Raw genomic sequence first — 11,713 nt, 5'->3', positions numbered from 1 at the left:
TCCCGAGGGAACCGGGGCGGAAACTCGCCAAGATAGGCGAGATTCCGCCGATAAATCTCAGGCCTGATCCACCAAAGGCCAGTAGAAATCGGGCGGCAATCCGGCTTCGGCGCGTTTTTCTTCGTTGAACGGCGGCTTCAGATTGCCGTGGAAATACTTGCGCACGAGGGCATGGAATATCTCTTTCGGATCATCGCCTGCGCGCCCGCACAGCCAGTTGAACCATTTCGAGCCGTAAGCCACATGCGCAACTTCTTCGGCATAGATCGTATTCAGCGCGGCAATGGCTTGGGTTTCTTTGGCTTGGGTGAACAAAGCGATCATGCCCGGCGTCACATCCAGACCCCGTGCCTCCAGTACCATCGGCACCACGGCAAGGCGGCCCAGCAGGTCGCTTGCCGTATCTTCGGCGGCTTGCCACATGAAGGCATGGGCGGGCATCGCCCCGTAATGGCTACCCATTGCCTCAAGGCAATCACAGAGCAGGTTGAAATGCTTGGATTCGTCATCTGCCGCCTGCACCCAATCGTCGTAGAACCCCAAGGGCATCGGCGTGTCGGTAAAGCGCGCGATGATGTCCCAATGCAGATCGACAGCATTCAGCTCGATATGTGCCACAGCATGCAGCAAGGCGATGCGGCCCAAAGGCGAGCCAGGGCGGCGACGTGGCACCTCGCGCGGGTCCAGAAGATCAGGCTTTTCGGGGCGGGCAGGGCGCTGCGGTGGGTTGGCCTGACCTATCGCCAAAGGCGCACCCGCCGCCCGTGCGGCACGCCAACGGGCAGCATGGGCATGGGACAAAGCGGTTTTCGCGCGCCCGTCGGCGGTGGTCAGCACTTCGACCGCCATTTCAGCCAAAGTCAGCATCAAAGCGCCTGCACTGCCGCCAGAACCTCGGCGGCATGGCCCTTGACGCGGTCCACCTTCCAGATCTTTGCCACCCGACCGCCCGCATCAATCAGGAAGGTAGAGCGCAGAACACCTTGCACCAGCTTGCCGAAAAACAGTTTTTCGCCAAATGCCCCCCACTCTTCCATCACTTGCCCCCCCGCATCCGAGGCAAGCGGCAACGTGATGCCCATTTTGGCGATGAACTTGTCGTGCTTGGCGGCGCTGTCTTTTGACAGACCCAGTACAACACAGCCTGCCTTGGCGAAATCCGCCTGCAAGCCGTTGAAATCCATCACCTCATTGGTGCAAGTCGGCGTGCCGTCGCCGCCATAGGTGAACAGCACCACCGGGGCAGGCCGCAGAGCCGACAAGGTGATGCTGCCGCCGCCATCGCGGGGCAGGGTGAAATCAGGGGCGGTTTGGCCAATCTCGATCATGCGCGGCTCCTTGCTTTTTTGGGATCAACCCTTTGCGATCTAGTTGCCTTTGGGCAAAGATAAAGGCAAGCCCGCCGTTGCGAGACGGCAGCGGCGGCACACGCCGGGCAATTGGAAAGGCTACGACAAACATGGTGAAGGATGTGCAGAACGCGGCAGGGGGCGATCCGGCCACCGTCAGCGTTGTGCCCGTTGTCCCGGATGCCGCGCCGGGTGCTGAAAACGCCTCGCAACAGTCAGGCCCGGCCAGCCGCAAACCCGCCAAACCCCGCAAGCGCCATCGCACCGGACTTGCCACGCGATTGTTCTTCTTGCTGGTGATCTTTGGTCTGATTTTTGCGGGCCTTGCCTTGTCAGGCAAACCAATTCCCATGCCGGTCTGGGTGGTGGCTGAAATCGAGCAGCGCGCCAATACCGCGCTGTCCAAAGCCCTGCCCGAAGCCGCGCTGGCGCTTGGGGGCGTCGAGATCACGGTGGACGGCGATTGGGTGCCCCGGCTGCGGCTGGATGATCTGCGGGTGTTGAAGCCCAATGGACAGGCGCTGCTGACGCTGCCCGATCTGCGGCTGACGCTGGATCCTGCGGCGTTGCTGCGCGGTCAGCTTCGCGCCCACAGCCTGAAACTGGTCGGCGCGCATGTGCAGATGACCCGCGACCGCGATGGCAATTTTGACCTTTCGCTGGGCGGTGAGGGGGTGCAGCCGAAAATCCGCACCTTGGCCGAACTGTTTGACGTGGTGGATCTTGCCTTTGCCAGCCCTGCCGCCGCCAGTCTGACCACGATCGAGGCCGAGGCGCTGACCCTGACCTTGCAGGACCAGCGCTCGGGGCGGCGGTTTGATCTTGGCGATGGCCGTTTGCGGTTGGAAAATCGCGACTCGGAGGTCGCGGCAGAGGTGAGCCTGTCGCTGATCAGCAGCCCGACCCCCGCCCGTGCGGTGCTGACCATCGTGTCACAAAAGACCGACGATCAGGCCCGGATCTCTGCGCAGATTGACGGGGTGGCCGCCAAGGATGTGGCGACCATCGCCGCCCCCTTCGCTTGGGTGGGGCTGCTGGATGCGCCGATCTCGGGCGAGATTCACACCACCCTGCGCGCCGAGGGCATTGTGGCGCTTGAGGCCAGCTTGGGCTTTGGTGCGGGCGCTTTGCAGCCCAGCCCCGAGGCCCGTCCGATTGCCTTTGACAGCGCCAGCATGGCAATGCGTTTTGTGCCAGAGCAGGGCCGCATGGATATGACAGCGCTCTCGGTGCAAAGCCCGACCCTGCGGGTGAAGGCCTCGGGCCACAGCTATATGGTCCGCGCCGATGGCAGCCGCATCACCGGCGCTTTGGCCTCTGAGATGCCGGACGCCTATCTGAGTCAGCTTGAGTTTTCGCAGGTGACACTGGATCCCGAGGGTCTGTTCGAAGAACCTGTAGAGTTCAGTCATGGTGCCTTGGATACGCGGATGCGGTTGCAGCCGTTCTCGATCGAGATCGGCCAACTCGCGTTGACCGAGGCCGGGCGGCGGTTGTCGGCTTCAGGTCGCCTGGGCGCCGATCAGCAGGGCTGGCGCGCCTCGGTGGATCTGGCGCTGAATGAGATTCAACATGACAAGCTGGTTGCGCTGTGGCCGGTGACGTTGTTGCCGAACACCCGGCTTTGGGTCGACAAGAACGTGCTGAACGGGTCGCTGACCGATGTGCGCGCCGCCCTGCGGATCGAGCCGGGGGCCGAGCCACGCTTGCATCTGGGCTATAATTTCAACGACGCCGATGTGCGGTTTCTGGCCACCCTGCCGCCGATCAAAGCTGGCGATGGCTATGCCTCGGTCGAGGGTCAGGCCTATACGATGGTGATGTCGGGTGGCACCGTGACCCCGCCCGAGGGCGGTGAGATCAACGTGGCGGGCTCGGTCTTTGCGATCCCGGATGTGACGCAGAAGCCTGCCATCGCGGAAATTACCCTCAAAACCCAGTCGAGCTTGATTGCAGCACTGTCTTTGCTGGATCAGCCGCCGTTCAACTTCATGTCGAAAGCCGACCAGCCGGTGACCTTGGGGCAGGGCACAGCACAGATAGAAACGCATCTGCGGATGCCGTTGCAGAAGAAAATCGCGCTGAAGGATGTGCAATATCAGGTCGCGGGCACGGTTGCGGGGTTTTCGTCCGAGACCGTCGTGCCGGGGCGCAAGATCACCGCAGACAGTCTTGCAGTGTCCGCCGATACCACCGGGCTGAGCATCGCGGGTGCGGGGCAGATCGGTGCTGTGGGCTTCAATGTGACCTATCGTCAGGGCTTCGCGCTGGACCAGAAGGGCAAGGCGCAGATTGAGGGCTCGGTGACGCTGTCGCAGAAAACCGCGTCAGAGTTTGGGCTGGGGCTGCCGGATGGCATGGTTTCGGGGCAGGGCAAGGGACAGGTCAAGATCGCGCTGGAGCGTGGCCAGCCGGGGCGCTTGTCGCTGGTGTCCGATCTGAACAACATCGGGCTGAGCATTCCCGAGGTGGGCTGGTCAAAGCCCGCTGGGGCCAAGGGGCAGCTGACGGCAGAGGTGCGCCTGGGCAAGCCGCCTCTGGTCGAGAGCATCACCCTGAAGGCCAGCGGTTTGGATGCGACCGGAACGGTGACGCTGAAGGCTGGCGGCGGCTTGGATGTGGCCCGGTTTGACCGCGTGCGTCTGGGCGATTGGCTGGACGCGCCCGCAGAAATCCGGGGTCGCGGGCAGGGCAAATCTGTCGGCCTCGCGCTGACCGGAGGCACGGTTGATATGCGGCGGATGCCATCGGCGTCGCAGCGCAAATCAAGCGGCAAGTCGGGGGGCAGCCCGCTGAGCCTGCGTCTGGACAGTCTGCGTGTGTCGCAAACCATCGCCCTGAACAGTTTCCGGGGCGATTTTTCGCTGGCAGGGGGCTTGAACGGCAATTTCATCGGTGCGGTCAACGGCAAGGCCAATGTGAAGGGCACCATTGTGCCCGCGCGCAATGGCACGGCGGTGCGGCTGGTGGCCGATGACGCGGGGGCTGTGATGGCGGCGGCGGGCATCTTCGCCTCGGCCCGTGGCGGATCTTTGGATCTGACGCTGCAACCGCGCCCTGAGGCGGGCAGCTATGACGGCGTGGTCAAGATGGGTGCCTTGCGCGTACGCAACACCAATGTGCTGGCCGAGCTTTTGAACGCGATTTCCGTGGTGGGCATCCTTGAGCAGCTGAACGGCGAGGGGCTTTTGTTCAACAATGTCGAGGCCGCCTTCCTGCTGACGCCAAATGCGATACAGGTGCATCACGGCTCGGCGATTGGGGCCTCCTTGGGGGTGTCGATGGCGGGGGTCTACAAAAGCTCCAGCGCTGAATTGTTCATGCAGGGCACGATCTCGCCGATCTACATGCTGAACGGCATTGGATCGATTCTGACCAAACGCGGCGAAGGGGTGTTTGGCTTCAACTATGCCCTGCGCGGCACGGCAGCCGATCCGCAGGTCGATGTGAACCCGCTATCGATCTTGACGCCGGGGATGTTCCGCGAGATTTTCCGCAGCCCCCCGCCTGTCATTGGATCAGCCGGCACAGAAGGAAATGGCGGATGAACCTGTCGGATTTTGACTTTGATCTGCCAGAGGCGCTGATCGCCACCCGCCCGGCGCGGCCGCGGACTGCCGCGCGGTTGCTGCTGGCGCAAGGTGATCAGCTCACGGATCTGCATGTAACTGATCTGATTGACATCTTCCGTCCCGGTGATCGCTTGGTGCTGAACAATACCCGTGTGATCCCCGCGCGCCTGTTCGGCCACAGACAGCGTGGTGAGGCGGTGGCGAAGGTGGAAATCACCCTGCTGGAACCGCAAGCGCAGGGTTGGCGCGCGCTTGCCAAACCCTTGCGCAAGGTGAATGTCGGTGAGGTGATCCGGTTTTCCGATCAGCTTTCGGCGACCGTCGCCGCGAAGTCCGAAACCGATCTGCAGTTGGAGTTCAATCTGACCGGCGATGATTTCGACGCTGCGCTGAATGCCGCAGGGGCAATGCCTTTGCCGCCCTATATTGCCGCCAAACGCGCGGCGGATGCGCAGGATAACGCCGATTATCAGACGGTGTTTGCGCGGCACGCAGGCGCAGTTGCCGCCCCCACCGCCAGCCTGCATTTCGATGCCGACCTGCTTGCTGCCCTTGCGGCCAAGGGTGTCGACTTCACCGAAGTGACGCTGCATGTCGGGGCAGGCACCTTCCTGCCGGTGAAGGTCGAAGATGTCACCACCCACAAGATGCACGCCGAATGGGGGCAGGTCAGCCCGCAGGCTGCCGCGGAAATCAACGCCACCAAGGCCGCCGGCGGGCGGGTGATCCCTGTCGGTACCACCGCGCTGCGGCTGATCGAATCGGCGGCTGTGACGGGGCAGGTGCAACCCTGGCAGGGCACCACCGATATCTTCATCTATCCGGGCTATCGCTTCCGCGTGGCAGATGCGCTGATGACCAATTTCCATCTGCCGAAATCGACTTTGCTGATGCTGGTTTCGGCGCTGATGGGCAAGGCTCGGGTCGACCGTATCTATGCCCATGCGGTTGCACAGCAATACCGTTTCTTTTCTTACGGCGATGCCTCGTTGCTGATCCCATAAGCCGCTGATCCATAGCCTGCCGCGTCGCTGGCGTTTCCTGTCGCAAATACATCACGCGGTAAGATTTACCATGCTACCTTGCCGTAGAACCCGGAGCCTTTGATGCTGAAAGTCCTCGCCCAATCCTGGCCCTTGCTGCTGGGCGTCATGCTGCTGATGGTCGGCAATGGCGTGCAAGGCTCGCTTCTGGGCATCCGGGGCGCGCTGGAAGGTTTCAGCACCTTCGAGCTATCGGTGGTGATGTCGGCCTATTTCCTCGGCTTCCTCGGCGGCTCGCGTCTTGCCCCGGAAATGATCCGCCGCGTCGGCCATGTGCGGGTGTTTTCCGCGTTGGGGTCGATGATTTCTGCCGTATTGGTGCTGTATCCGCTGCTGCTGGATTGGCAGGCCTGGGCGGTGATGCGGGTGCTGATCGGCTTTTGTTTCTCGGGCATCTATGTCACCGCCGAAAGCTGGCTGAACAACACCGCCAGCAATGAGACCCGTGGTCAGGCGCTGTCGGCCTATATGATCGTGCAGATGCTGGGCATCATCGCCAGCCAAGGGCTGCTGGCGATGGGCGATCCGAACGGTTTTGGCTTGTTCATCATCCCGTCGGTGTTGGTCTCGCTGGCTTTCATGCCGATCTTGCTGGCCGATACCCCCGCGCCCACCTTTGCCACCATAAAACGCATGAGCTTTACGCAACTGTTCCGCACCTCGCCCTTGGGCTGTGCCGGGATGTTGCTGACCGGCGGCGTGTTTGCCGCGATGTTCGGCATGGCCTCGGTCTATGGCGCGATGTCAGCGATGACCATTGGCCAGATCGCAATCTTTGTCGCCGCGATGTATGTCGGCGGGCTGGTGCTGCAATATCCTGTCGGCTGGCTGTCTGACCGCGTGGATCGCCGCGTGCTGATCCTGTGGATGTCGACCGCTGGTGCCGTGGTGATGGCGGTGGCCGCCGCCGTGCCCTTGCCCTTTATGCTTGAGGTGTTGGTGGCCAGCCTGTTGGGCGGCATCATCAACCCGCTCTATTCGCTGCTGATTGCCCATACCAACGACTACCTCAGCAAAGAGGAAATGCCCGGCGCCTCGGCTGGGTTGATTTTTCTCAACGGCTTCGGCGCGATCTTTGGCCCATTGCTGGCGGGTTGGCTGATGGGGGTGATCGGCCCGAAAGGCTATTTCCTGATCATAGGGGCGTTCTTTGCCGCCCTTGCAGGCTATGCCGCCTACCGGATGACCCGGCGCACAGCCCCGGTGCAAACCAACACCTATGCAGGCCTGACACCCACAGCTTCGGCCTTGGCGGTGGATGCGGTGCTGCAAGAGCAAGAAGAACCGCGCCGCTGACGCCTTCCAAAGCGGTTGCGGGCGCGGCTTTTACCTGCCACGTTGCCTTGAAAGAGGTGCGCTTATGTCTGATCCGATTGAGATTCTCGATTTCTGGCTGGGTGAGGTGGGCCCTGAGGGTTGGTATTCGGGCGCGCCAGAGTTGGATGCCACCATTGACGAGCGTTTCGGTGAAATCTGGCAAGCGGCCTTTGATGGCGGGTTGGAGCATTGGGTCGAAGGCACCGTCGGCACGCTGGCCTATCTGATCCTGTGCGACCAGTTCTCGCGCAACATCCACCGCAACACCGCCAAGGCGTTTGCCAGCGATCCGCAAGCCTTGGCCGCTGCGAAAAAGGCTGTGGCCGAGGGCTGGGATCTGAACGCGCCTGAACCTGAACGGCAGTTTTTCTACATGCCGTTTGAGCATTCCGAGGATGTCAGTGATCAGGATAAGGCGGTGGCCTTGATGCGTGAACGTATGGCCTCTGACCCCGAAATGCTGCTGCACGCCCGCGCGCATCAGGACATTATCGCGCGTTTTGGTCGCTTCCCCACCCGCAACGCGGCTTTGGGCAGAGAAAATACTCCGGGGGAGACTGCATTTCTTGCTGCTGGTGGCTATGGCGCTACCGTTACTGCGCTGCGTGACAGCCATGCAGCATCTGCATAGGCCCGCAGCGCCGCCAGCGTTGCTTGGGTTTTGAAAATAGTTTAATGGCAAACTACTTTTTCTGAGGAGGGAAAGATGGCTGCTCAAAATTTTGACGTGATCGTAATCGGCGCAGGTCCGGGGGGCTATGTGGCGGCCATCAGGGCCAGCCAGTTGGGCCAGAAAGTGGCGATTGTCGAGCGCGAGAACTTGGGCGGTATCTGCCTGAACTGGGGCTGCATCCCGACCAAGGCGCTGCTGCGCTCGGCGGAAGTGTTCCACCTGATGCACCGCGCCAAGGAATTTGGCCTGTCGGTGACGGGCGCGGATTTCGATCTGAACGCCGTGGTGGCGCGGTCGCGCGGGGTTGCCAAACAGCTTTCGGGCGGCATTGGCCATCTGATGAAGAAGAACAAGGTCACGGTGTTCATGGGGGCGGCAACGCTGCCTAAGGCCGGGACGGTTGCCATCAAAACCGACAAAGGCACCGAGGAACTCACCGCCAAGTCGATCATCCTCGCCACCGGTGCGCGCGCCCGCGAACTGCCGGGGTTGGAAGCGGATGGTGATCTGGTCTGGACCTACCGCCACGCCTTGCAGCCGAAACGCATGCCGAAAAAGCTGCTGGTGATTGGCTCGGGTGCCATCGGCATCGAGTTCGCCAGCTTCTTCAACACTTTGGGCGCGGATACCACTGTTGTCGAAGTGATGGACCGCGTGCTGCCGGTGGAAGATGCCGAAGTTTCCGCCTTCGCGAAAAAGGCTTTCGTCAAGCAAGGCATGAAGATCCTTGAAAAAACCACGGTGAAGAAACTGGATCGCTCGCCGGGCAAAGTCGTGGCGCATCTGGAAGATGCCAAAGGCACCACCACGCAGGAATTTGACACAGTGATTTCGGCCGTGGGCATCGTCGGCAACATCGAAAACCTCGGGCTTGAGGCCTTGGGCGTCAAAATCGACCGCACCCATGTAGTGACGGATGAATTCTGCCGCACCGGGGTCGCAGGGCTTTACGCCATCGGTGATATCGCCGGTGCACCTTGGCTTGCCCACAAGGCCAGCCATGAAGGCGTGATGGTGGCCGAACTGATCGCGGGCGGCCATCCGCACCCGATCAAGCCGAACTCCATCGCGGGCTGCACCTATTGCCATCCGCAAGTGGCCTCCGTCGGGCTGACCGAGGCCAAGGCGAAAGAGGCGGGCTTTGAGATCAAAGTCGGCCGCTTCCCCTTCATCGGTAACGGTAAGGCGATTGCTCTGGGGGAGGCCGAGGGCTTCATCAAGACCATTTTCGATGCCAAAACCGGCGAGATGCTGGGCGCGCATATGATCGGTGCCGAAGTGACCGAGCTGATCCAAGGCTATGTCGTCGCGCGCGGCCTTGAGTCGACCGAAGAAGACCTGATGAACACCGTCTTCCCGCATCCCACCCTGTCGGAAATGATGCACGAATCCGTGCTCGACGCCTACGGTCGCGCTTTGCATATGTAATGCGCGCCGCTTTGCGACAAAAGGCGCTGGCGGTGTGTGACGCCAAGATTGCGCAGAAGGGCGACGGCGTCGGGTTGTCGTTCTACGCGTTCTTTGCCAATAAAAACGATGATCCGACAGGTTTGATGGAGGTCGCAACCTGGTGGATAGAGACCCATCAGTTGGACCATTTTGAAAAAGCCACCCGGATCAAGGCGATGCTTCTGTCTGGGCTGTGAAATCTTGCCGAAAGGATGACCGATGCGCAGCGTTTTGACCGTTCTGGCGCTTTGGGCCGCAGGTCTGGGCGCAGCGGCACAGTTCGGCAAGATTTCCGTTCTGTATCAAACGCTTCAGACCACCTACGCCGCACATGCGGGCGCAGGTATCGGGCTGATGGTGTCCATCGTTGGCATCGTTGGTCTGATCTTTGGCACCACGGCGGGGCTGCTGGTGGCAAGAATCGGCCCGCGCCGCGCTATCCTGTCGGCCTTGGCCTTGGGCGCTGTCGTCAGTCTGATCCAGTCGAGCTTTCCCAGCTATCCGCTGATGATGCTGACCCGTGTGTTGGAGGGCGTGTCGCATTTGACCATCGTGGTTGTCGGCCCGACAGCGATTGCGGGTGTCACGTCGCAGCGGCATCAGGGCCTGGCGATGACACTATGGTCATCGTTTTTCGGGGTGACCTATGCGGCTTTGGCCTTTTTCGCGCCGGGGCTGGTGGCGGGCTATGGTCCGGGCGCGTTGTTTCAGGCGCACGGGCTTTGGATGCTGCTGTGCCTTGCGGCCTTGTTTGCCCTGTTGCCGCCTGATCCCGCGCACCGCCAAACTTCGGGGCAGGGCAATCTGCTGGCCCAACACATCGCGATCTATGCCTCGCCCTATATCGCCGCCCCGGCCATGGGGTTCGTCTGCTACACCGTGACATATGTGGCCGTGCTGACCCTGCTGCCCGCCGCGGTCACCCCCGTTTGGGGCGCGTTTATTGGTGTTGCGATGCCCCTCGTCTCCATCGTGGTTTCGCTGTCTTTGGGGGTGTGGCTGCTGTCAAAAATCCCGGCGTTCCGGCTGGTGCAGGCGGGCTTCGCCGTGGCCATCCTTGCCAGCCTTGGCCTGTGGCTGACATGGGGGCAGGGCGCATCCGAAGCCGCCTTTGCCTTGGCTATGGCCGCCGCTTTGGGCGTGGTGCAGGGCGCAAGTTTCGCCAGCCTCGCGCAGATCAACCCCAGCGCAGAGGATCGCGCGCGCGGCGCCGGGGCGATTGCGCAACTGGGCAACCTTGGCACCACCACCGGCACGCCGCTGCTGGCTTGGCTGTTGTCGCAAGCCGGAGTCAGCGGGCTTGCGGGCTTTCTGATCGGTTTTTCGGCGCTTGGCATTGTTATTCACAGCGTGCAAGCGCGGCGACGGTTATCGGCTGACCGCACCACCGGCTGAGGCCCAATCGCCGAATCCGCCAATGCTATGCGCATCATAGCCCAGCTTGGTCAGCGCCTGCACCGCCATGCCAGCGCGGCCACCCACTGCACAATAGACCGCAACGGGTTTGGATTTATCAATTTTGTCAGCAGCTTGCAGCGCAATCAGTGCCAGCGGGATATGCAGCGCATCCTTGGCTTTGCCGGTTTGCTTCACTTCGGCGGTCTCGCGCACATCGACAAGGGTGATCGCGCCAATCGAAGCTTTTGCAATTGCAGCGTGAGCGGTCAGTTTGGTCATGGTTCAACTTTCTGGCTTTGCAACTTATATATGCAGGTATATGAATATGTTTGGGTTGTAAAGACGCTGCCCTATGTCAGAATCATGCAACTTTGCATCACGTTCACACTTCGTTCACATTTTTCGGTTGGAGACTCACTGCATTCACCCTATCTATACGGCGTCGAATGGGGTGGGTCATGGCCGAACATAAGTTCATCGAAGTGCGCGGCGCGCGCGAGCATAACCTGAAGAACGTCGATGTGGACATCCCACGCGATCAGTTCGTGGTGATCACAGGGCTGTCGGGCTCGGGTAAATCCAGCCTGGCGTTTGATACCATTTATGCCGAAGGCCAGCGGCGCTATGTCGAAAGCCTGTCGGCCTATGCGCGGCAATTCCTTGATATGGCTGGGAAACCTGACGTCGATCATATCAGCGGCCTCAGCCCTGCGATTTCCATCGAGCAGAAAACCACCTCGAAAAACCCGCGCTCGACCGTGGGCACGGTGACCGAGATTTATGACTATCTGCGCCTGTTGTTCGCTCGCGTCGGCACCCCGTTCAGCCCCGCGACGGGACTGCCGATCACTGCGATGCAGGTGCAGGATATGGTTGATGCGGTGATGGCAATGCCCGAGGGCAGCCGCGCCT

10 protein-coding genes and 1 pseudogene are annotated in these 11,713 nt (G+C 61.4%); 8 read left to right on the top strand and 3 right to left on the bottom strand.

What is annotated here, in order from left to right:
* Positions 1-57: 57 nt before the first annotated feature.
* Together U1A24_RS11940 and U1A24_RS11935 are read right to left on the bottom strand one after the other, a co-directional pair.
* A complete protein-coding gene (locus tag U1A24_RS11940; RefSeq protein ID WP_322322196.1) occupies positions 58-867 on the bottom strand; it encodes a ferritin-like domain-containing protein in 810 nt (269 codons plus the stop codon).
* Positions 867-1,328, bottom strand: coding sequence for a peroxiredoxin (locus U1A24_RS11935; RefSeq protein WP_322322195.1), 462 nt, complete (start codon positions 1,326-1,328; stop codon positions 867-869). The genes U1A24_RS11940 and U1A24_RS11935 overlap by 1 nt, the downstream gene beginning before the upstream one ends.
* A gap of 131 nt (positions 1,329-1,459) precedes the next feature.
* On the opposite strand from U1A24_RS11935, the gene U1A24_RS11930 reads away from it, so the two are divergent.
* The 7 genes from U1A24_RS11930 to U1A24_RS11900 all read left to right on the top strand — a co-directional run bounded on the left by U1A24_RS11930 (position 1,460) and on the right by U1A24_RS11900 (position 10,798).
* A complete protein-coding gene (locus tag U1A24_RS11930; protein WP_322322194.1) occupies positions 1,460-4,897 on the top strand; it encodes a DUF3971 domain-containing protein in 3,438 nt (1,145 codons plus the stop codon).
* On the top strand, positions 4,894-5,925 hold the full coding sequence (queA, locus tag U1A24_RS11925) for a tRNA preQ1(34) S-adenosylmethionine ribosyltransferase-isomerase QueA (protein ID WP_322322193.1): 1,032 nt from the start codon (positions 4,894-4,896) through the stop codon (positions 5,923-5,925). The genes U1A24_RS11930 and queA overlap by 4 nt, the downstream gene beginning before the upstream one ends.
* Positions 5,926-6,027: 102 nt before the next feature.
* The gene (locus tag U1A24_RS11920) at positions 6,028-7,260 is read left to right on the top strand and encodes an MFS transporter (RefSeq protein WP_322322192.1); all 1,233 of its coding nucleotides are present in this window, start codon (positions 6,028-6,030) and stop codon (positions 7,258-7,260) included.
* Between the two features lie 64 nt (positions 7,261-7,324).
* Complete coding sequence (locus U1A24_RS11915) at positions 7,325-7,912, top strand: DUF924 family protein (RefSeq protein WP_322322191.1); 588 nt, start codon at positions 7,325-7,327, stop codon at positions 7,910-7,912.
* A gap of 75 nt (positions 7,913-7,987) precedes the next feature.
* Positions 7,988-9,382, top strand: coding sequence for a dihydrolipoyl dehydrogenase (gene lpdA / locus U1A24_RS11910; RefSeq protein WP_322322190.1), 1,395 nt, complete (start codon positions 7,988-7,990; stop codon positions 9,380-9,382).
* Positions 9,382-9,600: a DUF6500 family protein gene (locus U1A24_RS11905; RefSeq protein ID WP_322322189.1), complete on the top strand. Its 219-nt coding sequence runs from the start codon at positions 9,382-9,384 to the stop codon at positions 9,598-9,600. The genes lpdA and U1A24_RS11905 overlap by 1 nt, the downstream gene beginning before the upstream one ends.
* Positions 9,601-9,622: 22 nt before the next feature.
* Positions 9,623-10,798, top strand: coding sequence for an MFS transporter (locus tag U1A24_RS11900; protein WP_322322188.1), 1,176 nt, complete (start codon positions 9,623-9,625; stop codon positions 10,796-10,798).
* On the opposite strand, the gene U1A24_RS11895 is transcribed toward U1A24_RS11900, so the two are convergent.
* On the bottom strand, positions 10,772-11,080 hold the full coding sequence (locus U1A24_RS11895; RefSeq protein WP_322322187.1) for a rhodanese-like domain-containing protein: 309 nt from the start codon (positions 11,078-11,080) through the stop codon (positions 10,772-10,774). The two genes, U1A24_RS11900 and U1A24_RS11895, sit on opposite strands and share 27 nt — an antisense overlap.
* A 179-nt stretch (positions 11,081-11,259) precedes the next feature.
* Between U1A24_RS11895 and U1A24_RS11890 the strand changes: the two are divergent.
* Positions 11,260-11,713: pseudogene (locus tag U1A24_RS11890) on the top strand (excinuclease ABC subunit A); the annotation flags it as partial.

It is taken from the genome of Cypionkella sp., assembly GCF_034376685.1.
Taxonomy (GTDB): domain Bacteria; phylum Pseudomonadota; class Alphaproteobacteria; order Rhodobacterales; family Rhodobacteraceae; genus Cypionkella.
The sequence above is the reverse complement of the archived record's forward strand: the minus strand, read 5'-3'. Positions and strand labels throughout refer to the sequence as shown.

Bases quoted from the DNA above. Each gene is read 5' to 3' on its own strand.
- U1A24_RS11915 (WP_322322191.1), top strand. From the start codon at position 7,325: ATGTCTGATCCGATTGAGATTCTCGATTTCTGGCTGGGTGAGGTGGGC.
- U1A24_RS11900 (WP_322322188.1), top strand. From the start codon at position 9,623: ATGCGCAGCGTTTTGACCGTTCTGGCGCTTTGGGCCGCAGGTCTGGGC.
- U1A24_RS11905 (WP_322322189.1), top strand. From the start codon at position 9,382: ATGCGCGCCGCTTTGCGACAAAAGGCGCTGGCGGTGTGTGACGCCAAG.
- U1A24_RS11930 (WP_322322194.1), top strand. From the start codon at position 1,460: ATGGTGAAGGATGTGCAGAACGCGGCAGGGGGCGATCCGGCCACCGTC.
- U1A24_RS11940 (WP_322322196.1), bottom strand. From the start codon at position 867: ATGCTGACTTTGGCTGAAATGGCGGTCGAAGTGCTGACCACCGCCGAC.
- U1A24_RS11920 (WP_322322192.1), top strand. From the start codon at position 6,028: ATGCTGAAAGTCCTCGCCCAATCCTGGCCCTTGCTGCTGGGCGTCATG.
- U1A24_RS11935 (WP_322322195.1), bottom strand. From the start codon at position 1,328: ATGATCGAGATTGGCCAAACCGCCCCTGATTTCACCCTGCCCCGCGAT.
- U1A24_RS11895 (WP_322322187.1), bottom strand. From the start codon at position 11,080: ATGACCAAACTGACCGCTCACGCTGCAATTGCAAAAGCTTCGATTGGC.
- queA (WP_322322193.1), top strand. From the start codon at position 4,894: ATGAACCTGTCGGATTTTGACTTTGATCTGCCAGAGGCGCTGATCGCC.
- lpdA (WP_322322190.1), top strand. From the start codon at position 7,988: ATGGCTGCTCAAAATTTTGACGTGATCGTAATCGGCGCAGGTCCGGGG.